This is a genomic window from Streptomyces sp. M41 (genome assembly GCF_043673425.1).
In the GTDB taxonomy this organism is placed as follows: domain Bacteria; phylum Actinomycetota; class Actinomycetes; order Streptomycetales; family Streptomycetaceae; genus Streptomyces.
In genome coordinates, this window is record NZ_JBIMKE010000003.1 from 336073 (window position 1) to 357844 (window position 21772).

14 protein-coding genes are annotated in these 21772 nt (G+C 71.7%); 9 read left to right on the forward strand and 5 right to left on the reverse strand.

What is annotated here, in order from left to right; genetic code table 11:
* Nucleotides 1–306 precede the first annotated feature (306 nt).
* Nucleotides 307–2793 carry a DNA helicase PcrA gene (pcrA, locus tag ACHBTE_RS05995; protein ID WP_394722325.1) on the forward strand — a complete coding sequence of 829 codons (2487 nt, stop codon included), beginning with the start codon at nt 307–309 and terminating at the stop codon, nt 2791–2793.
* A 186-nt stretch (nt 2794–2979) separates the two neighbouring features.
* On the opposite strand, the gene ACHBTE_RS06000 is transcribed toward pcrA, so the two are convergent.
* The 3 genes from ACHBTE_RS06000 to ACHBTE_RS06010 form a co-directional block, all read right to left on the reverse strand.
* The gene (locus ACHBTE_RS06000) at nt 2980–4476 is read right to left on the reverse strand and encodes a M23 family metallopeptidase (RefSeq protein WP_394722326.1); all 1497 of its coding nucleotides are present in this window, start codon (nt 4474–4476) and stop codon (nt 2980–2982) included.
* Between the two features lie 527 nt (nt 4477–5003).
* Complete coding sequence (locus ACHBTE_RS06005; RefSeq protein ID WP_394722327.1) at nt 5004–5864, reverse strand: esterase/lipase family protein; 861 nt, start codon at nt 5862–5864, stop codon at nt 5004–5006.
* Between the two features lie 219 nt (nt 5865–6083).
* Nucleotides 6084–6338, reverse strand: coding sequence for a hypothetical protein (locus ACHBTE_RS06010; RefSeq protein WP_394722328.1), 255 nt, complete (start codon nt 6336–6338; stop codon nt 6084–6086).
* A 173-nt stretch (nt 6339–6511) separates the two neighbouring features.
* Between ACHBTE_RS06010 and ACHBTE_RS06015 the strand changes: the two genes are divergently transcribed.
* Nucleotides 6512–6934, forward strand: a complete 423-nt coding sequence (locus ACHBTE_RS06015; RefSeq protein WP_394722482.1) for a cobalamin B12-binding domain-containing protein — start codon at nt 6512–6514, stop codon at nt 6932–6934.
* 293 nt (nt 6935–7227) lie between these two features.
* Here ACHBTE_RS06015 and ACHBTE_RS06020 read toward each other — a convergent pair whose 3' ends face one another.
* Both ACHBTE_RS06020 and ACHBTE_RS06025 read right to left on the reverse strand, forming a co-directional pair.
* Nucleotides 7228–8865: a DUF5691 domain-containing protein gene (locus ACHBTE_RS06020; RefSeq protein ID WP_394722329.1), complete on the reverse strand. Its 1638-nt coding sequence runs from the start codon at nt 8863–8865 to the stop codon at nt 7228–7230.
* Nucleotides 8866–9199: 334 nt separating this feature from the next.
* Nucleotides 9200–10555: an SWIM zinc finger family protein gene (locus tag ACHBTE_RS06025; RefSeq protein ID WP_394722331.1), complete on the reverse strand. Its 1356-nt coding sequence runs from the start codon at nt 10553–10555 to the stop codon at nt 9200–9202.
* 166 nt (nt 10556–10721) lie between these two features.
* Between ACHBTE_RS06025 and ACHBTE_RS06030 the strand changes: the two genes are divergently transcribed.
* The 7 genes from ACHBTE_RS06030 to sucC all read left to right on the forward strand — a co-directional run bounded on the left by ACHBTE_RS06030 (nt 10722) and on the right by sucC (nt 21765).
* On the forward strand, nt 10722–11852 hold the full coding sequence (locus ACHBTE_RS06030) for an AAA family ATPase (RefSeq protein WP_394722332.1): 1131 nt from the start codon (nt 10722–10724) through the stop codon (nt 11850–11852).
* A gap of 388 nt (nt 11853–12240) precedes the next feature.
* Nucleotides 12241–14799: a DUF5682 family protein gene (locus ACHBTE_RS06035; protein WP_394722483.1), complete on the forward strand. Its 2559-nt coding sequence runs from the start codon at nt 12241–12243 to the stop codon at nt 14797–14799.
* Complete coding sequence (locus ACHBTE_RS06040; protein ID WP_394722333.1) at nt 14796–15005, forward strand: hypothetical protein; 210 nt, start codon at nt 14796–14798, stop codon at nt 15003–15005. Before ACHBTE_RS06035 ends, ACHBTE_RS06040 begins: the two co-directional genes overlap by 4 nt.
* Entirely contained in the window at nt 15002–16165 is a 1164-nt protein-coding gene (locus tag ACHBTE_RS06045; RefSeq protein WP_394722334.1) for a VWA domain-containing protein, read from the forward strand. Before ACHBTE_RS06040 ends, ACHBTE_RS06045 begins: the two co-directional genes overlap by 4 nt.
* A 350-nt stretch (nt 16166–16515) precedes the next feature.
* Nucleotides 16516–17553, forward strand: a complete 1038-nt coding sequence (locus ACHBTE_RS06050; protein WP_394722335.1) for a hypothetical protein — start codon at nt 16516–16518, stop codon at nt 17551–17553.
* Between the two features lie 182 nt (nt 17554–17735).
* Nucleotides 17736–20018, forward strand: coding sequence for a hypothetical protein (locus ACHBTE_RS06055; RefSeq protein WP_394722336.1), 2283 nt, complete (start codon nt 17736–17738; stop codon nt 20016–20018).
* A 565-nt stretch (nt 20019–20583) separates the two neighbouring features.
* Nucleotides 20584–21765 carry an ADP-forming succinate--CoA ligase subunit beta gene (gene sucC, locus ACHBTE_RS06060; RefSeq protein ID WP_394722338.1) on the forward strand — a complete coding sequence of 394 codons (1182 nt, stop codon included), beginning with the start codon at nt 20584–20586 and terminating at the stop codon, nt 21763–21765.
* The last annotated feature ends 7 nt before the right edge of the window (nt 21766–21772 follow it).

The window sequence follows — 21772 nt, forward strand, 5'->3', positions numbered from 1 at the left end:
CCGGCACGGTAGCCAACTCGTGTGGCGCCTGTGAAGGTTGATGTTCGATATGCCCGATACATTTTCGTGACCTTCGGTCAGGGTGACGCAGATCATGGTTATTGGGGGTGGAGTTGCCAGCTTTTGTCCTGCTGTGAGGTGATCGGCGGAATGGGGTGGGCTGGTGTAACGGATCGTGATCGGGCGGTGCTGGAGGGTGGGGGGTGGGGCTCTTGGCTGATTGGGGAAGATCATCCGGATCTCGGAGGGGCGATGTTCTCGGGGTGGCGGCGGGCTGTCAGTGGGGCGCCCTAGACTCGGAGAGCGATGAGCAGCCTCTTTGACGACAGCTTCCTGGCGGACCTCAAGGCCCCTCGGGCCCACGAGGAAGAACACCCGCCACCGCCCGAGGACGATCACGCTCCGGAGTCGGTTCCGGACGATCTGTTCGGCGGGAAGTTCGACGTGCCGCCGGACCGGGACGACTACTACCGCGACGGCGCCCCGCGTCCCGCGCTCGACGCCGCCGCGCTGCTGGAGGGGCTCAACGAGAACCAGCGTGCGGCCGTCGTCCACTCCGGCACCCCGCTGCTCATCGTGGCCGGAGCGGGGTCGGGCAAGACGCGTGTGCTCACGCATCGCATCGCGCATCTGCTGGCCGAGCGGAAGGTGCATCCGGGGCAGATCCTGGCGATCACCTTCACGAACAAGGCCGCGGGCGAGATGAAGGAGCGGGTCGAGCAGCTGGTCGGCCCGCGCGCGAACGCGATGTGGGTGATGACCTTCCACAGTGCGTGCGTACGCATCCTGCGCAGGGAGAGCAAGAAGCTCGGGTTCACGTCATCGTTCTCGATCTACGACGCCGCCGACAGCAAGCGGCTGATGGCGCTCGTCTGCCGTGATCTGGACCTCGACCCGAAGCGGTTCCCGCCCAAGTCCTTCAGCGCCAAGATCAGCAACCTGAAGAACGAGCTGATCGACGAGGAGGACTTCGCCGCCCAGGCGACGGACGGCTTCGAGAAGACGCTCGCTCAGGCGTACGCCCTGTACCAGTCACGGCTGCGCGAGGCGAACGCCCTGGACTTCGACGACCTGATCATGACGACGGTCAATCTGCTGCGCGCCTTCCCGGACGTGGCCGAGCACTACCGCCGCCGGTTCCGGCATGTCCTCGTCGACGAGTACCAGGACACCAACCACGCCCAGTACGCGCTGGTGCGCGAGCTCGTCGGCACGCGTGAGCACCCCGTCGACGTGCCGCCCAGCGATTACGACGTCCCGCCCGCCGAGCTGTGCGTGGTGGGCGACGCCGACCAGTCGATCTACGCCTTCCGCGGCGCGACCATTCGCAACATCCTCCAGTTCGAGGAGGACTACCCGGACGCGACGACGATCCTGCTCGAGCAGAACTACCGGTCGACGCAGACGATCCTCACCGTCGCCAACGCGGTCATCGAGCGCAACGAGTCCCGCCGCCCCAAGAACCTGTGGACCAACGCGGGCGCGGGCGCCCGTATCACCGGCTATGTCGCGGACACCGAGCACGACGAGGCGCAGTTCGTCGCCGACGAGATAGACCGACTCACGGACGCGGGTGACGCGAAGGCGGGCGATGTGGCCGTCTTCTACCGGACGAACGCCCAGTCCCGAGTCTTCGAGGAAGTCTTCATCCGCGTCGGCCTGCCGTACAAGGTCGTCGGCGGGGTTCGGTTCTACGAGCGCAAGGAGGTCCGGGACGTCCTCGCGTACCTGCGGGTGCTGGCCAACCCCGAGGACACCGTGCCGCTGCGCCGGATCCTGAACGTACCCAAGCGAGGCATCGGTGATCGCGCCGAGGCGATGATCGACGCCCTCGCGCAACGGGAGAAGATCAGCTTCCCGCAGGCGCTGCGCCGCGTGGACGAGGCGTACGGCATGGCCGCGCGGTCGACCAACGCCGTCAAGCGGTTCAACACGCTGATGGAGGAGCTCCGTACGATCGTCGAGTCCGGCGCGGGACCGGCGACCGTGCTGGAAGCGGTCCTCGAACGGACCGGCTATCTCGCCGAGTTGCAGGCGTCCACGGATCCTCAGGACGAGACCCGGATCGAGAACCTTCAGGAACTAGCCGCCGTCGCCCTGGAGTTCGAGCAGGAGACGGGCGAGGGCGAGGCCTCCGGCGGGCTCGCGGACTTTCTGGAGCGGGTCGCGCTCGTCGCCGACTCCGACCAGATCCCCGACGAGGAGGAGGACGGCTCCGGCGTCATCACCCTCATGACCCTGCACACCGCCAAGGGCCTGGAGTTCCCGGTCGTCTTCCTCACCGGCATGGAGGACGGCGTCTTCCCCCATATGCGCGCCCTCGGACAGACCAAGGAGCTGGAGGAGGAGCGGCGGCTCGCGTACGTCGGCATCACGCGCGCGCGTGAGCGGCTGTATCTGACGCGGTCGTCGATGCGCAGTGCGTGGGGGCAGCCTTCGTACAACCCGCCCTCCCGCTTCCTGGAGGAGATCCCGGCGGCGCATGTGGACTGGAAGCGGACGGGGGCGACCGCGCCCGTGTCGTCCGGTCCGGCGGCCGGCGTGGCCGCCTCGCTGTCCTCGTCGCGCTCGCGCTCCTCGGCGTCGGGCGCGTCGGGCTTCGCCACTCGGCGGACCTCCGAGAAGCCGGTGGTCCAACTGGCGGTCGGCGACCGGGTCACCCACGACCAGTTCGGCCTGGGCACCGTGACGGCGGTCAAGGGGACGGGCGCGAACGCCGAGGCGACGATCGACTTCGGCGACACCAAGCCGAAGCGGTTGCTGCTGCGGTATGCGCCGGTGGAGAAGCTCTAGCCGGTTGCCGGTTGCCGGTTGCCGGTTGCCGGTTGCCGGTGCCCGTAGCCCGGTTATGTGTGCGCCTCCGCTGAGGGGTGGGGGCGCATGAGGAAGTCGATGGGGCGAACGGGGAATGGGGTACGCGCGGGGCGGTCGCGTATGGCAGGGAGTTGTACGACGTAACGGCCGCCGGGTCTTACGGGTTTACGACGGGTCGATCCCGTGGCTGCGCAGCCAGGACAGGGGGTCTATGGCCTCGCCACCTCCGGGGCGGACCTCGAAGTGCAGGTGCGGGCCGGTGGAGTTGCCGGAGTTGCCGGAGTACGCGATGGAGTCGCCGGCCTTGACCGTCGTACCCGAGGCGACGCGGTAGCTGGAGAGGTGGCAGTACCACGTCTCCGTGCCGTCCTTCGCGGTCACGATCATCATGTTGCCGTAGGCGCTGTTCCACTGGGTGCGGACGGTGCCGTCGGTCGCGGCCATGACTGTCGTGCCGTAGGAAACGGGGAAGTCGATGCCGGTGTGCAGGGACATCCAGTTGATGCCGGACTGGCCGTAGTACGCGCTGAGCCCGTGCTGCGCGACCGGAAGGGCGAACTTCGGACGCAGCCGCTCTTTACGGGCCGCCTCCTCGGCGGCCTTCCGCTTCTCGGCCGCCTGCTGGGCCTTGAGGTCGATGCGCTCCTGCGTACGGCTGGCCCGGTCGGCGAAGTCGTCGGCGCCGGCGGCGAGGGTCTCCAGCTGGGCGTCCAGCTTGTTGTTCGCGGTGGACGGCTTCACGGCCTCGCCGTCCGCAGCGGTCGCCGTCGTCTCAGGATCGTCGGTCAGGGTGCCTACCGAGGCGGCGGCGATGCCCGCGACGCCCATCACACACACCGACGGAACAGCGATCGTCAGCAGCGCGGAGCGCTTGGGGGGCGTACGGCGGCGGGAGCGCGCCCCGCTGCGGGAGGCGGCGCGGGGGGAGGGGGCGCGGGGGGAGGGGGCCGGGGCCGTCTCCTCCTGCTCGTCGAGGAGGGGGGTCACTTCGGGCAGTTGACCGGTGGCGGTCAGCTCGCTGTCGTCCCCGTCGGGGTCCTCGTAGCCGGTTTGGGCGGCGTGCTCGACCTGCTCGAAGTGGGCCGTGGCCTGCTGATCGAAGGATTCTGCTGACTGCTCGTACTCGTCGGCCGGCTGCGCGGTGGGGGTGGCGCCGCCGTCGGAGTTCCACTGGGTCGCGTCGTACGTCCCGGTCTCGAAGGTCTGCGTGCCCCATTCCCAGTGCTGGGTCTGGTCGGCCGGGGTGCCGGACTGGTCCGGCTGGGTCCAGGCGCTCGCATCCCACTGCCCGGAGGTGTCGTGACCGGTGGCCTGCTGCGGGACGAACGACAGCTGCTGATGGCCGGTTGTCCACGCCGTGGCGTCGTACGCGCCGGTGTCGTAGGCGGCGTGGTGCTGCGCCGCGTAGGCGTCGTAGTTCAGGGTGTGCTGGCTGCCCGTGGACCACTGTGTGGCGTCGTACCCGCCCGTGTTCTCGCCGGGAAGGCTGCCGAACAGGGGGTCCGCGTCGAAGGACGGGGTGGCGTGGCCGTGGCCTGTGGTGTCGAAATGAGTGGCGTCGTAGGCACCGTACGTGGTGGAGTCACCGTAATGGGCGTCCTGTGCGCCGTACGGCGCGTAGTGCGCCGAGGCGGCATCGGAAGCCGGAGTCGGGGAGGTCATGATCCCCGACGGGTGACGATCGTTCACCAACTTCTCTCTCGCCTCGACAACAGGGGCTGCCAGAGCAGTGCGGCGACTGTACCCGGCGGTATGCGGGCACGACAATCTTCGGCAGGTTTCGCGCGCGAAGGAAACGGGCATTCGGCCGTGTTTTGGCGGACTGCGGGCGCGAGTTTGGCCTTGTGTTCGAAGGCTGTTCGACGTCGCTCGGCTGTTCCGGGGGTGTGCGGCGAGGTGGTGTGCCCGGTGGGGGCGCGAGCCGTATGCGTATTCCGTGGGCGGGGCGTGGGTGGCGCATGGGCAGGGCGTGGGTGCGGCGTGGTGGCTCTGGGTGGTTCGTGGGGCGCGGGTGGAGGCCGCCGACGGTGGGTGGGCCTCGCCTTCTGGGGTGGGTGGTCCCTGTCGTGAGTCCTGCCTGCCGGCGCTCGTCGGTGGCCTCAGACCGGCGCCGGATCCGGCGCCGGGCCGGTGGGCCGGGGCCAGTGTGCCGGGGCCTGTCGTCGGGGCTCGTGGTCGGGCAGTAGCCGTTACGCCACGGTCAGGCCGTCGGCCTTCCTGGCTGCTTCCGCCTGCGGCCCCGCGGTGTCGAGTGCCTGCCGTATGCCGGTCGCCACGGCGGGGTGCACCGGCAGGGCGAGGTGGCCGATGCCGCTCACCCGGACGTTGTGCGCCAGCAGGTCCGGGTGGTCGATGCAGGCCGTTTCCAGCGGAACCATCAGGTGGTCGAGGTCGCTCCAGAAGCTCACGAAGTGCGTACGGCAACCGGGTGCCGGGCCGGCCAGTTCTTCCAGGACCGCTGAACCCGGGCGCATCTGACGCACGATCGGATGCGCGTTGGCCAGCGGGACGACCCGGGTGCCGGAGTGCGGAGTGCCGAGCGTGACGAGTGTGCGGACCCTGAGGTCGCCGCCCAAACACTGCACGTAATAGCGCGCTATCAGCCCGCCGAGGCTGTGTCCGACCATGTCCACCTGGTGGCTGCCGGTGCGCTCGCAGATCTCCTCTATGTGGCGGCCGAGCAGCTCGGCGGCGGCGCGGATGTCACAGGTCAGCGGTGAGTAGTTGAGCGACGCGACCTGGTGCCTGCCGTGCTGGGCGAGACTGCGGCGCAGCAGGACGAAGACCGAGCGGTTGTCGATGAAGCCATGCAGCAGGACGACGGGGGTTTTGGTCTCCGTCGGCAGTTGCGCGGTGTCGTGTGGGGGGAGCGCGGGGGCGGCCCGGCGCTCCTGCGCGATACCGGACGGATACAGGAGCAGATGTCCGGCGAGGATCGCGATCTCCAGGGCGGTCGCCTTCAGCAGGGCCAGGGAGAGGCCGGCCAGTCTGCTCGGGAGCAGGCGCCGACAGAGCGGAAGAAAGGGAAGTGCTGCCCCGGTGACCTTCATGGCCGACCTCCTTGTGGCACGCAGGAGGACGGCTCCGGCCCCCGTGTGCCCTCGTTTAAGTCGCGGCGGAGGTGGTCGGCGGGGGGTGTGGAGGGGCGCGTGGGGGCAAGCGAGGCGCGTGGCGTGCGCCGGCCCGGGTGGCCGTGGTGCGTCGATCGCCTGACGAGGCTCCCTGTCGGTGTCGGCGACGAGGCTCCCCGCTGTCGTGCCTTACCTGCCCTACGTGCCCTGCCTGCCACCGTCGATGCGCAGCACCGCCACGTCGCGCGGCTTGTGGCGCGGTGGTGCGGCGACCTCGTTGCGGCTCCCGTTGCGCATGGTCCCGCTGCGGCGCGTGTGCCGCAGACTGTTGCGGCCCGTGTGCCGCAATGATGTGGAACGGTGCGCGGCGAACGTGTCCCACCGTGTGATTTCCCCCTCGGTCTGCACCGCGAAACTGCCGGTTGCGGGATGCTGGAGATAACGTTCGTTCACTTCCCGGGCAGTGAGGCTCGGGGCGTCCGTGCCGGGATGGTCCGTCCGGCGCCGTGAGCGGCGGACAATGCGATACGTGCACCATGTATGGCATGTGCGCCAAGTGCGGCATAACTCATATATGAGCGGTACTTGTCGGTACGGATGTATGTAGTCGCTTCATGGAGGCAGTGATGGGTGTGGCAGCCGGTCCGATCCGCGTGGTGGTGGCCAAGCCGGGGCTCGACGGCCACGATCGAGGAGCCAAGGTCATCGCGCGGGCGTTGCGCGATGCCGGCATGGAGGTCATCTACACCGGGCTTCACCAGACGCCCGAGCAGATCGTCGACACCGCCATTCAGGAGGACGCCGACGCCATCGGCCTCTCCATCCTCTCCGGTGCCCACAACACGCTCTTCGCCGCGGTGATCGACCTCCTCAAGGAGCGCGACGCGGAGGACATCCAGGTCTTCGGTGGCGGAATCATTCCTGAAGCGGATATTCCGCCGCTGAAGGAGAAGGGCGTCGCGGAGATCTTCACCCCGGGGGCCACGACACAGGCGATCGTGGACTGGGTGCGGGCGAATGTCCGGCAGCCTGCTGCCTCCGGCGGTTGAGCCGACTTCGGTGTGTGCGGTGCGGTGCACTGCGGTGCACAGCGGCCGTGGGGTGGCGTGGCGTGGTCCGGCGGGGGCGGCGGCTGTTCCCCGGCCTGCGGCTCCGTTCACACCCGCGCCGGGCTGAAGCGGCGCTACTTGCCGCGGCCCTGAGCGGCACCGCACGCCTCGGCCCTGACGAGGGACTGCGCGCCGAGCCCCTGACGGGGCACTGCGCACCTCGGCCCTGAGGGGCACTGCGCACCTCGGCCCTGACGCGGCACTGCTCGCCTGGGCCCTGAACAGGCCGGACCTCAAGCGTCGGGCGGACCGGGTGGCATCAGCTCGTCGATCATGGCTGCCCGCAACCGTAGCGTCGTGACCAGGCGCTGGAACGCCTCCGCCCAGTACCCGCCGGCTCCCGGTGACGCGTCCTCCAATTCGTCCGGTATCGCCAGCAGAGCGTCGAGCCGGTTTGCCTCCACCGGGTCGAGACAGCGCTCGGCCAGCCCCATCACTCCGCTGAAACTCCATGGATAACTCCCCGCGTCCCGCGCGATGTTGAGCGCGTCCACGACCGCCCGCCCGAGCGGCGGAGCCCACGGCACCGCACACACCCCGAGCAGCTGAAACGCCTCGGACAGGCCATGCGTCGCTATGAACCCGGCGACCCACTCGGCCCGCTCGGCGGAGCCCAAGGTCCCGAGCAGTTTCGCGCGCTCGGCCAGCGAGACCGCGCCCGGACCGCCGGCCTCCGGTGCCGACGGCGACCCGAGCAGCGCCCTCGCCCACTCGCCGTCCCGCTGTCGGACCGCCGCACGGCACCATGCCGCGTGCAGCTCGCCCTGCCAGTCGTCCGCCACGGGGAGCGCGACGATCTCCTGAGGTGTACGGCCGCCGAGCCGGCCCGGCCACGCCCCGAGCGGCGCCGCCTCCACCAACTGACCGAACCACCAGGACCGCTCACCCCGCCCCGGCGGCGCCTTGGACACCACGCCGTCGCGTTCCACACCCGCGTCGCACTCGTGCGGTGCCTCGACGCTGATCGTCGGCAGGTCCTGTGTGCGGTCCAGCGCCACGCACGCCCCGGCGCGCACGGCCATCCTCGCGGCGAGCGCCGAGCCGGGCAGCGCCGAGAGCAGCTCGGCCGCCGTCGCCCGGACATTGCGGCTCCGGTCTGCCAGCGCCTGCTCCAGGAACGGCTCGTCCTGCGGGCTCAACCCGGTCCGCAGCGAGTCCAGGAACATCAGCCGGTCCTCGGCCCGCTCAGTCGCCCAGGTCGTGGTGAGCAGCTCGCGTGCGGCGGCGGGCTTGCGTGCACGGATCGCGGCGAGCAGGGCGACGCGCTCGGCGAACAGGCCCTCCTGCCAAAGCTGTTGCACCTCGGCCGCATCGTCGAGGTGGGGCAGCGCCGCGCCCCCGCCGGGTGCCGCACGCAGGGCGAAGCGCCAGTCGGGGTTCAGCCGGGCCAGCCACACCGCCCGGGAGCCCGCGAACCGCAATGCCGCCGGCCGCAGATCCGTCCGTCCCCTCGCCGCGTCCAAGAGCGCGGGCAGCGCCTGAGGAGGGGGCGCGAAACCGTGGTCGTTGGCTGTGGCGAGCCACTGCGGCAGCAGCTCCATGAGGTCGGGTGCGGTGCCTCTGCGGCCACCGCCCCCCGCGCCGGGGCGGTCCGCCAGCAGCATCGCAAGCCTGCGGGCTGCCGCCGGGGGCAGCGCCGGTCGCGGGTCGTCCGGGGCCGGCTGTGGCCGCCGCGCCGCCGGCGCCGGGCGCAGACCGGCCCGCCTCCGCACCGTCTCCATGGCAGCCGCGTCCAGCAGTGCCACGGGGGCCTCGCGGCCCGGTGGGCGGTCCGGGGGCGGGCGGCGGTCCGTCCCCAGCAGTGCCGTGGTGACGAGGTCCTCCCAGGCGGGCGGTGCCGACGACGCGGCGGGAGCGGTAGGGCTGGTCATCGGTTCATTCCTCTCTGTCGATCTGGCATCTGGCATCTGGCGATCTGTCGATCTGGCGATCTGCTGAGCGTGGGGGCGGCCCGCCGCCGGGTGTGTCGATCCGCCCTCGGATGAGGGCGGTCCGCCCTGGTTGGCCCGGTCTCTCGTGCCGAGGCGGCGGCGGTCCGCCACGTCCCGACGGCCGTGGACGCGGTCGCCGGGTGCTGCGGCGGGTATCCGTCGGTGGCCGGCGATCCGGCCCCGGCCGTCGGGGGCCTGCCGCGCCGGGACGGACGTTTCGCCCGAGTGATGGGCGAGCGGCTGCCCACCCGGACTTCGCAGCGCGACGCGTCGCTCAGCACAGCTGCACCGCCTCTCCCGCGCCCTCCGGCCAGGCGGTCAGCGGCGTGAAGCCGCGGTGGCCGCACTCGCCGAACACCTTGACCGGCGCGCCACCCGACAGCGCGATCAGACGCCACAGGCCCGGGCGGGCACGGGCGGCCGGGGAGAGCGGCAACGCCGTGTCCGTGTCGGCGTCCGCCAGCTGCCAGGAGTCGCCGTCCGGGGTCGGTACGACCCGGTTCAGCGTCACCGGCACGGAGTCCAGCCAGGGATCGCCGCGCAGTGCCTCGCCGTACCGGGCCGTCGCCTCGGTCGTCGTCACACCGGGTGGTCGTATCGCCGCCGGCGCGGGCGGTGCGAACTGCTCGCCCAAGGAGGCCCGCAGCTGTCCCGCCCCCGGATACGCCGACACCTCGGCTTCCAGGGTCAGCCCCACCGGCAGAGCCAGCTCCGGGGCGCGGCCGGCGGCGCCGTAGGAGAGGAGCAGCGCGGTACGGTCCGAGTCGGCGCCGTACAGCCATATCCGGCGCGTCGTGAGCTTTGTGTCAGCCGTGTCGTACTGGGCCAGCACCAGCCAGCGGTCCCGCACGGGCTTGCCGTCCGCTGACGCGGGAAGGCCGACGCGGGAGCGGACCGTGTCCGCCAGGTCCGCGGGCAGCTCCTCGCGGCGCAGCCAGCCCTGGTCGAGGAGGTGGAGCAGGGCGCACTCCTCGAGCAGACGCACCGGCCAGCCGGGACCGGACGCCGGGATGGTCCCCAACTCCCGTACCCGCGCGGCCAGGCCGGGGGCCTGCGCGTCGACCATGCGGGCCGCCATCTCTTCCCATTGGCCGTACCCGGCCTGTTCCGCACCGGCCAGACCGGCGCGCAGCAGGTCGGCCAGGCGCTGCTCCAGCTCCGTCGCACCCGCGGTGACCCGCATGGCCCGGCGCTCCGCCCTCCGCCGAGCTGCCTCCGGGTCACCTACCCCGGAGGCGGAACCGGACGCGTCCGCAGCCCGCTTCTCCTCTGCCCGCTGCCTTCTCCCCCTTATCCACTGCTCCGCCCAGTCCGGCGGCGACCCGGGCGGTACCGCGTCCTCTACGCCCGCCCAGAGCAGCAGCAGCCCGAGCGCGTGCTTGCACGGGAACTTCCGGCTCGGGCAACTGCACTTGTACGCGGGCCCTGTCGCGTCCGCGATGTCGACGACCGTCTGATACGGCTTGCTGCCACTGCCCTTGCACAGCCCCCACACCGTCCCCTCGTCACAACTGCCCGCCTCGGACCATGGCCCGGCCCCACCGAGTTTGCTTCCCGCTTTGCGTGACGCGGGGTCAGGCGCCAGTGCCAGCACCTGGTCCGCGGTCCAGCGCACCCCCTGCTGAGTCATGCCATCGAAGGTAGATCCCCCCACTGACAATCGCCCTCGACCAAGGTCCCGCGGTCGGCCCGGCGAGGGCGTTTTCGCAGGTCGGATCGCGTTGTCAGTGGCGTGGTGCAACGTGGATGCCAGATCCGAAGCGGCTGAACCGGTCGAGCTGGAGGGGGACTTTGCCATGCCTGTGTCCGTAGATCCGACAACCGCCGCAGCAGGGGAGACGGCGGCGGCCGAGGCGTTGCGGCCGCATGCCGAGGACGCCTTTGCCGAGGAACTCGCCGCACTGGCCGCGCAGGACGACCGTCCGCGCCCGGCCCGCTGGAGGATGTCGCCCTGGGCCGTGGCCACCTATCTGCTCGGTGGCACGCTGCCGGACGGCACGGTGATCACACCGAAGTACGTGGGTCCGCGCCGCATCGTCGAGGTCGCCGTCACCACACTCGCCACCGACCGTGCCCTGCTGCTGCTCGGGGTGCCCGGCACCGCGAAGACCTGGGTCTCCGAGCATTTGGCGGCGGCCGTCAGCGGCGACTCCACACTGCTGGTGCAGGGCACGGCCGGCACACCGGAGGAAGCGATCCGGTACGGCTGGAACTACGCGCAGCTGCTCGCGCACGGCCCCAGCCGTGACGCCCTGGTGCCGAGCCCTGTCATGCGGGCCATGGCGGACGGGATGACCGCACGCGTCGAGGAGCTGACCCGTATCCCGGCCGACGTGCAGGACACGCTGATCACGATTCTGTCCGAGAAGACACTGCCCATACCGGAGTTGGGGCAGGAGGTGCAGGCGGTTCGCGGGTTCAACCTGATCGCCACGGCCAACGACCGCGACCGCGGCGTCAACGACCTCTCCAGCGCCCTGCGCCGCCGGTTCAACGCGGTCGTGCTGCCGTTGCCGGAGAGCGTCGAGGCCGAGGTGGACATCGTCTCGCGCCGCGTCGACCAGATCGGCCGCTCGCTCGACCTGCCGACGGCGCCCGACGGCATCGATGAGATCCGCCGCGTCGTGACCGTGTTCCGTGAGCTGCGCGACGGGATCACCGCCGACGGCCGCACGAAGGTGAAGACGCCGAGCGGCACGCTCTCGACCGCCGAGGCGATATCCGTCGTCACCAACGGCCTGGCACTGGCCGCTCACTTCGGTGACGGTGTGCTGCGCTCCGGGGATGTCGCCGCGGGCATCCTCGGCGCCGTGGTCCGCGACCCGGCAGCCGACCGGGTCGTCTGGCAGGAGTACCTGGAGGCGGTCGTGCGTGAACGGGACGGCTGGACGGACTTCTACCGAGCGTGCCGGGAGGTGAGCGCGTGAGCGACGACCTGGGGTGGGGCCGCCCGAGCGGCGGATCGAAGACGGGCGGCGGATCCATGGCAGGCGGTGGATCCATGGCAGGCGGTGCTTCCGGACGGCAGGGGGCGGGCCGGGCGGCGCGAGCACGGAGGCTGTCAGCGCGGAGGCTGTGAATGGGATCGGTGCGACGAGCCTGAGGGCGGGCGCAGAGGGGGAGCGCTGGGGGTGCGCGCAGAAGGGGAGCGCCGAGGCGTGAGCACGGGTGAGCGAGGGGGCGCGAGGGCGGCGGTGTGAGCACGGGCGGCGGGAGCGGGGATACACGTGGGTGCAAGGCGAGGGGGTCGATGTGACAGGCGTTGAGAGGGCGGGGAGCCAGGTGGCGGACACGGGCTCGGGCGAGGCGAGGGCAGTGCCGGCCGGGCCGGGTACGTCGATCGCACCGGCTCCCGTGTCCAGGCCGGCGGGGCCGCTGCTGCTCGGCGTACGGCACCACGGGCCTGGGTCGGCCAGGGCGGTGCGCGCCGCGCTGGACACGGTCCGGCCGCGCGCCGTACTGATCGAAGGGCCGCCCGAGGCCGATGCCCTGGTCCCGCTCGCCGAGGACGAGGCCATGCGCCCGCCGGTCGCCCTCCTCGCCCACGCCGTGGACGAGCCCGGCCGGTCGGCCTTCTGGCCACTGGCCGAGTTCTCCCCGGAGTGGGTTGCCATCCGCTGGGCCCTGGAGCACCGGGTTCCGGCCCGCTTCATCGACCTTCCGGCGACGCACACGCTGGCGTGGGGCAGGGACGAGGCGGAGCTGGGGCCCACCGACAAGCCCGGTGACAAGCCCGGTGACAAGCCCGGTGACGAGCCCGGTGATACGCCTGGTGACGAGCCCAGGGGAGCGCGGGCCGGCGAGGAGGACGTCCGGGCCGATGTCCGGGCCGATGTCCGCGTCGACCCGCTTGCCGTGCTCGCCGAGACCGCCGGGTACGACGATCCCGAGCGGTGGTGGGAGGACGTCGTGGAGCACCGGGGAGGGGGCGACGGGGATGTGCTCGCGCCGTTCGCCGGGCTCGAGGAGGCCATGGGGGCACTGCGGGAGGTGTACGGAAGCGGGGGGCACGAGCGGGATCTCGTGCGCGAGGCTTACATGCGGCTCCAAGTGCGGGCGGCGCAGCGGGAGTTCGGTGACGCGGTCGCCGTGGTGTGCGGGGCGTGGCATGCGCCTGCCTTGCGGCAGCGGAGCACCGTGGCCGCCGACAAGGCACTGCTGAAGGGGTTGCCGAAGGTCAAGGTCGAGATGACCTGGGTGCCCTGGACTCATCGCCGGTTGGGCCGGGCCAGTGGATACGGGGCGGGGATCGACTCGCCGGGGTGGTACGGGCACCTCTTCGGCGCGCCGGACCGGCCGGTCGAGCGGTGGATGACCAAGGTGGCGGGGCTGCTGCGCGACGAGGACCGGATCGTGTCCTCGGCGCATGTGATCGAGGCGGTGCGGCTGGCGGAGACGCTCGCCGCGATGCGCGGGCGGCCGTTGCCCGGGCTGAGCGAGACGACCGACGCGGTGCGGGCCGTGATGTGCGAGGGCTCGGACGTGCCGTTGGCGCTGGTGCGGGACCGGCTCGTCGTGGGGGACGTACTGGGGGAGGTGCCTCGGACGGCGCCGGCGGTGCCGTTGCAGCGGGACCTCGACCGGATCCAGCGTCGGCTGCGGATCAAACCGGAGGCGCTGGAGAGGGAGTTGGAGCTCGACCTGCGCAAGGAGAACGACGCCGGGCGCAGCAGGCTGTTGCACCGGCTGCGGCTGCTCGGCGTGGAGTGGGGCGAGGCGGTCGCGTCGCGGGGGAGCACGGGGACGTTTCGGGAGACGTGGCGGCTGCGATGGGAGCCGGAGCTGGCGGTGCGGGTCGCCGAGGCCGGGGTGTGGGGGACCACCGTGGTCGGCGCGGCGACCGCCAAGGCGGAGGCCGACGCTGTGGCCGCACAGGGCCTCGCCGACGTCACCGCTCTCGCCGAACGCTGTCTGCTGGCCGAACTGCCGGACGCGCTGCCCGCGGTGATGAGCATCCTGGCCGACCGGGCGGCCCTCGACGCCGACGTAGGCCATCTCGCCCAGGCACTGCCCGCGTTGGTCCGTTCCCTGCGGTACGGCGATGTGCGCGGCACGGACACCGGGGCGCTCGCGGAGGTCGCCGCGGGCCTCGCCGAGCGCGTCTTCGTCGGGCTGCCTCCGGCCTGCGCCGCACTGGACGCGGACGCCGCGCAGGAGATGCGGCGGCATGTGGAGGCGGTGCACACGGCGGTGGGGTTGCTTGGGGACGTGGCCGCCTCGGGAGAGGCGGGCGGCGTCTCGGGTGGCGAGGGCGCCCAGGGAGTGCGCGCGGCCCCGAACCCGTCCGTGATGGCCCTGGGCCACGGCGATCTGCGCGACCGATGGCACGGGGTGCTGCGGGTGCTGTCCGGGCGGGACACCGTGCCCGGTGTCATCAGGGGGCGGGTCGTGCGACTGCTGCTGGATGACGGGGAGTTGACGCAGGGTGAGGCGGCACGGTTGATGGGGCGCGCGTTGTCGCCAGGGACGCCGCCGGGGGATGCGGCGGCTTGGATCGAGGGGTTCGTCGGTGGGGGCGGCGGCGGAGGGATGCTGCTCGTGCACGACGAGCGGCTGCTCGGCCTGGTCGACGCGTGGCTGACCGGGGTGTCGGCGCAGGCGTTCACGGATGTGCTGCCGCTGTTACGGCGCACCTTCTCGGCCTACGAGCCGGGGGTCCGGCGGACCTTGGGCGAGCTGGTCCGGAGGGGACCGGGGGAGCGAAGAGACGGGGGGATCGGCGGTTCGGGCATACCCGGCTTCGCCGCCGAGCTCGACTTCGGGCGGGCGGACGCCGTGGTGCCGGTGGTGCGGCTGCTGCTTGGCCTGGACCGGGTGGGGGCGGGCACGGGGCACGCCCGCTATGACAACGACCTTGTGGGGGCGACGGGATGACGACTGACCTGGTGATGGAGGCGAGGGAACGGGCCGGAGCCGTGGGCGGGGTGGAGCAGTCGTACGGCTTCACCGCGCAGGGCCGGCCGACGACGAGGACCGTTTCCGTGATCCCGCTGTGGGAGCGGCAGGAGGGGCAGGAGCCGCAGGAGTGGCAGAAGCGGGGGCAGCGGTGGGAACGGGCTCGTGGCGGAGTGAGCCGATGACGACCGACGCAACGGACCCCGCTCAGGAGCGGCTGCGGCGGTGGCGGATGGTGCTGGGAGGGGAGAACGCCGACGGCACCGGGTACGCGCTCTCCGGGCGGGACGCGGCGATGGACGGGGCGTTGTCCGCTCTCTACGGCAAGAAGGACAAAGGGCAGCCGGGGAAGGACCGTTCGGCCGGGCTCGGGGCTTCGGCGCCGTCGGTGGCACGGTGGCTGGGGGACATCCGGACATACTTCCCGTCCTCCGTCGTCCAGGTCATGCAGCGGGACGCCATAGACAGGCTCGGGCTGTCCACGCTGCTGCTGGAGCCGGAGATGCTGGAGGCGGTCGAGGCGGACGTGCACCTGGTGGGCACGTTGCTGTCGCTGAACAGGGCGATGCCGGAGACCACGAAGGAGACGGCACGTGCCGTAGTGCGCAAGGTCGTCCAGGACCTGGAGAAGCGGCTCGCCACTCGCACCCGGGCCACCCTCACCGGGGCACTGGATCGTAGTGCCCGTATCAACCGGCCACGCCACCACGACATCGACTGGAACCGCACCATCGCGGCCAACCTCAAGCACTACCTCCCGGAGTACCGGACGATCGTGCCTGAGCGGCTCATCGGGTACGGGCGGGCGTCGCAGTCCGTGAAGAAGGAAGTCGTCCTCTGCATCGACCAGTCGGGGTCGATGGCGGCCTCGGTGGTGTACGCGTCGGTTTTCGGGGCCGTGTTGGCGTCCATGCGGTCCATCGACACGCGGCTCGTCGTCTTCGACACCTCCGTCGTCGACCTCACCGACCAACTCGATGATCCCGTCGACGTCCTGTTCGGCACCCAGCTCGGCGGTGGTACGGACATCAACCGGGCGCTCGCCTATTGCCAGTCGCAGATCACCCGGCCCTCGGAGACGGTGGTGGTGCTGATCAGTGACCTGTACGAGGGAGGCATACGGGACGAGATGCTCAAGCGAGTCGCCGCGATGAAGGCGTCGGGGGTGCAGTTCGTGGCGTTGCTGGCGCTGTCGGACGAGGGGGCGCCCGCGTACGACCGGGAGCACGCTGCCGCGCTCGCTGCGCTGGGCGCACCGGCGTTCGCCTGCACGCCCGATCTGTTCCCGGAGGTGATGGCGGCGGCCATCGAGAAGCGGCCCATCCCGGTCCCGGACGCCGGCTGAGGGACCGGGCGAGGGCGTCGAGGAGGGGCCAAAGAGGGGGGGTGAGGAGGGGCCAAAGCGGAGGAGTGATCAGGCGGGGCGATGAGTAGGGGTCATGAGGTGGGGTGACGAGGTGGGGAATGGCGAGTAGTTGCCGGTGATTTGTCGACCTGGTGACGACCGACTTGGTGCAGCAAAACGGACATGCGTACCCATCGGTAGCAGGGGGCTTGCGCGACCTCGGGAGGGGCGTGCAAGGATCGATGCCGCTTCAGCGGTGCGCCCCGCGCGCCGCTCGTCCGTACCGCGTCGCGCCGACTGGCTGCTCGTCACGCGTACTTCGTTCCGCCGCACGGGAGGACCACCTCGCCTTGACCTGGCCAGCCGCTCTGCCTGTTGCCGCTCTGCGCGTCGTGCGCACGGCGGCCGGGCGGCGTGCGCTTCAGGTGGCGTTGCTGGTGAGTGGTTTGTTCGCGCTCGGGTTCCTCTGCGGGGAGCGGGCGCATGCGGCGGATGGGGTGCCGGTGGGTCCCGGTGCCGACCTGGTTTCGTCATCGGCCTCGGTCTCGGCGCCCTTCGGCTCCGATGAGCTTCCTGCGACGAGGGGTGCGGTCGAGCGGACGGTGAGCGGCCTGGGCGGAACGGGCACACACAGCCCGGCCGAGCCTGGCCCTGACGCGAACGTAGAGATCCAGGAGTCTCACGGCGCCGTTCGCAACGACGGTGCTGACAGCCCCGTCGACCTGGCCGACCCGGCTCGCCGTCCCGTCACCGAGCGGGTCGTCCAGGGTGTGCCGGACCTACCTGCGCTGCCATCCTTGCCCGCGCTGTCGTCCCCGCCTCGGCTGCCGGAGTTGCCCGTGCTGCCGGCGGTGCCGGAAGCTCCGAACTGGCCGGGGATGCCGGGCGTTGAGGATCCGGCTCTGCCCGCCACTCCTGGGCTTCCTGATGTCCCACGTCTCCCCGGCACGCCGTTCTTCCCCGCTGTTCCCGGTCACACCCCGCCCGCGACCGTCACCACCACTCCGCAGCCTGGGCAGGGAGCGTCCGGCGAAAGCAGCGGGCGTGAGCGTGCCGACGAAAGCTTTGCCCGCGGCTCCGTGACCGTCACCTACGGTCCGCAGTACGTCGCCCATGCCGAGGCCGACGCGCCTCATACCTCCGCAGCCACCGACGCGCGCCGCACCGCGCCCATAGCCCACCTCCCCCTGCGGTGGGTGTCGGTTGATCAGCCCGGTGTGGTGGGCAACCGTTCGGCGGGCGACGGAGGCGGGTCGCGGCACGGGGACGCGCAGGCCGTTTCGGTCGACCAGCGGGCGCTGCTGCTGTTGGTGCCGGGTGCCGCCGCCCCCGTCGAGGCGGACGACATCCAGGACAGGCACGGGGACATACCGGTTTCCCCCGCGTAGGCCAGTAGGCAGGCGGCCCCTCGTCGCAGATCTGCGACGCGGGGCGGAAACAGCATTGCCTGTCCTTCTGTCCGGACCTCCCCGTTCCGGATGTCCCCAACCGTCCGAAGCCCCGGAGCCTTTCGCATCTCTGTTCCTCCGCTGGCCTTCGGAGCACCAAGATCTAGGGATCCGACGTATCCATGAACAAGAACATTCGCCGTTCGATCGTCATAGCCGCCGGTGTCACCGGCGCCTGGGCGCTCGGCTCCACCGCCGCCAGTGCGGACGAGCTGCCCGCCTCCGCCCTGTCCGTGCCGGACGCGACCGCCGACACGACTGACACAACCGACATCGCCGGCAGCACCACTGACGTGACCGACGCGACCGCAGCAGCGGCCGACCGCGCCGCCGCCCCCGGCCTCCTCGGTGCGGTCACCGGCACCGGCACCCGGACGAGCCTCGACGGCACCGTCTCCGACGTGACGGGCGCCGTTTCCGGCATCACCCACGGCGCCACCGGCAAGGCCACCTACCCGACGGGCACGACCGACCCGACCGGCGACACCGGCACGGCCGAGCAGGCCCGCCGCTACGTCAACGGCGACTTCGGCGTCCCGAGCTCGCCCCGCACCACAGCCGGCGAGGCGGCCAAGGTCCACAACGCGGCCCAAGCCATCCAGGGCGCCAAGACCGCTCGCGCGCACACGGCCGCGGCACAGGTCGGAGCGCAGGCCGAGGCCCGCCTCTCCGCGGGCGGCGCCGACGCCGCCTCCGAGCTCGGGCAGACCACCCGGAACGCCCCTCGCCCCTCCGACACGATCGACTACCTCTTCGGTCCGCTCGCCGCCTTCGCCCCCGAGCTGGAGCGGGCGCTCGCCGCGGCGCAGACGAAGCTCCAGGGGACGCAGACGGCGGCCCGTGCCCAGGCGCAGGGTGTCGAGGGCGTCGTACGGACCAAGGCGCAGTACGCCGTTGCCGGTGCCGGACGCACGGCAGCGGGCGTGCGGGGTGTCGCCCACTCCGGGGTCGCCGCCGCCCAGGGCACGGCCACCGCCTCGGCAACGGACGCGCAGGCCACCGCCGTCGACCGGGTCACCGCCGTGCAGGGCGCGGCCATGGGGTCCGTCTCCGCCGTGCCGAGCCACATCACCGGCACTGTCACGGGCACCGCTCGCAGCACCGTCGGCAGCCTGCCCGGCACGGTCGCGCCGGTCGTGCCGGTCGTCGAGCAGACCGCCGACGCCGTCGTCCCACCGATCGCTGGTCAGGCCGTGAACGGCGTTCTGCCCGTCGCCGGGCGTGCGGTCGAGGGTGTCGCCCCGGCCGCCGGGCACGCCGTGGCCGGGGTCCGCCCGGCCGCCGGCCACGCCGTTGCCGGGGTGAACCCGGTCGCCGCGCATGCGGTGGACCGCGTCCAGTCGGTGGCCGGCGACACCGCGGCCGGTGTGCGGCCGGTGGCCGGCCAGGCGCTGGACGGCGTCGTTCCGGTCACCCACGGCGCCGTCGTGGGGGTTGCCGGGACCGCCGGGCACACCGTCGACGCCGCGAATGCGCTGGCGTACGGCGTCGCCGCCGACGTACAGCCGGTGGCCGGGCAGGCCGTCGAGGGGACGCACTCGACGGCTGCCGGTGCGGTCCAGGGCATCAAGCCGGTGGCCCACGGCGCGGTCGACGACGTCCGGCGCCTGGCGCAGGGCACCGCGGCCGACGTCCGTCCCACCGTCTCCAGCACCGTCGCCGACACCCGTCCCGTCGTCTCCGGCACCGTCGCCGACGTGCGGCCGATCGCCGACGGCACCGTCGCCGACGTCCGCCCCGTCGCGCAGCGCGCCGCCGCCGACGTGCCCCCGTACGCCACCGGCCTGGTCGGTCACGCGGCTGCGGACGTCAGTGGGGCCGTCGTGCCGCCCGTCGTCGGTACGGCCGTCGACGGGGTCGTGCCGGTGGCCGGGCAGGCCGTCGGGGATGTGGGCGGGCTGGCGTACGGCGTCGCCGGTGACGTGCGGCCGTTCGCGGGCGGGGTCGTGGGCGAGGCCGACCCGTTCGTGCGCGGGGTGGCCGGACAGGCCGGTCCGTTCGCCGAGGGTGTCACGGAGGAGGTGCAGCCGTTCGCGTACGGCGTCACCGGCGCAGTGCGGCCCCTCGCGCACGAGGCGGTGGAGACGGTGCGGCCGGTCGCGGACCGGGCCGTGGATACGGTACGGCCGGTCGTGGACGGCGTCGGTGGCAGCGCGACCGCGCTGGCGTACGGCGTCGCCGGTGACGTCCGGCCCTTCGCCGGCGGGGTCGTCGGCCAGGTCGGCCCCTTCGCCCACGGTGTCGTGGCCCAGGCCGCGCCCTTCGCCGGGGATCTGACCGGGACCGTCCAGGACTCGGCGGTCCCGGCGGCGGGGCACGCCGGTTCCGGTGTCCGGCAGGTGGCCCACTCGATCACGCCGGACTACGTGCAGGACGTCCACCCGGGTGGCGCCCACCGCATCTGACTCCGACGGCGCCACCCGACGTCGTACGACGCCCCCCGGCGCAGCCACGTACGACTCACCAGCCGCCCGGCGAGCGTGACCACCGTGCTCCCGCTCCCGAGGCGGCCGACCGACTCCGCGAGGCAGACGGCCCCGGACGGCCGAAAGCCGTCGGACTGTCCGGCCGGAGCCCCGCGGAAGGGCCCGAGTGATCCCCATTGGGGTGGGGATCACTCGGGTCAGAGCCCTCAGGGCGGCGCGTCGGTGCCGCCGCGGGCTGTGCAAGGGACCTCACCGGGTCAACCCCAACCCGGTGAGGTCCTCACCCGTTGTGCGGCCGGAACCTCACAGTCGGCACGGAGTGCCAGAGATCTTTGCTGATCGCGGCATCATGTGACAGGTATCACCGCTCAGGTGTGACCCTCGATTTAGGGGCCTCCTTCAAGCAGCGATAACCTGCGAGACGGACATGCCGCGCGCTCGGTCACCGTGTGCGCCTCCCCTGTGACAGCGGACGTCACGTTGCCCTTCGCGGCACGCCCACGCATCCAACGAACCGCGAGATCACTGATAGGGACGGAAGCGCGTGGACCTGTTCGAGTACCAGGCGAGGGACCTCTTCGCCAAGCACGATGTACCGGTGCTGGCCGGTGAAGTCATCGACACGCCTGAGGCGGCCCGCGCAGCCACTGAGCGTCTCGGTGGCAAGTCCGTCGTCAAGGCCCAGGTGAAGGTCGGCGGCCGTGGCAAGGCCGGCGGCGTCAAGCTCGCCGCGACCGCGGACGAGGCCGTCGCCCGCGCGACGGACATCCTCGGCATGGACATCAAGGGCCACACGGTCCACAAGGTGATGATCGCCGAGACGGCCCCGGAGATCCTGGAGGAGTACTACGTCTCCTTCCTCCTCGACCGTGCCAACCGCACCTTCCTCTCCATCGCCTCCGTCGAGGGCGGCATGGAGATCGAGGAGGTGGCGGCCACCCGCCCGGAGGCCGTCGCCAAGATCGCGATCGACGCCATCGACGGCGTGGACGAGGCCAAGGCCCGCGAGATCGTCGCGGCGGCCAAGTTCCCGGCCGAGGTCGCGGACAAGGTCGCGAACGTCCTGATCAAGCTGTGGGACACCTTCATCAAGTCGGACGCCCTCCTCGTCGAGGTCAACCCGCTCGCGAAGGTCGCCTCCGGTGACGTCATCGCCCTCGACGGCAAGGTGTCGCTCGACGAGAACGCCGAGTTCCGCCACCCCGAGTACGAGGAGCTCCACGACAAGGACGCGGCCAACCCGCTCGAGGCCGCCGCCAAGGAGAAGAACCTCAACTACGTCAAGCTCGACGGTGAGGTCGGCATCATCGGCAACGGCGCGGGTCTCGTCATGAGCACCCTGGACGTCGTCGCGTACGCCGGTGAGAAGCACGGCAACGTCAAGCCGGCCAACTTCCTGGACATCGGCGGTGGCGCCTCCGCCCAGGTCATGGCCAACGGTCTGGAGATCATCCTCGGCGACCCGGACGTCAAGTCCGTCTTCGTCAACGTCTTCGGTGGCATCACCGCCTGTGACGAGGTCGCCAACGGCATCGTCCAGGCCCTGAAGCTCCTGGAGGACCGCGGCGAGGAGGTCACCAAGCCGCTCGTCGTCCGCCTCGACGGCAACAACGCCGAGCTCGGCCGGCAGATCCTCACCGACGCGAGCCACCCGCTGGTCCAGCGCGTCGACACCATGGACGGCGCGGCCGACAAGGCCGCCGAACTGGCTCACGCCGCCAAGTAAGCACTCA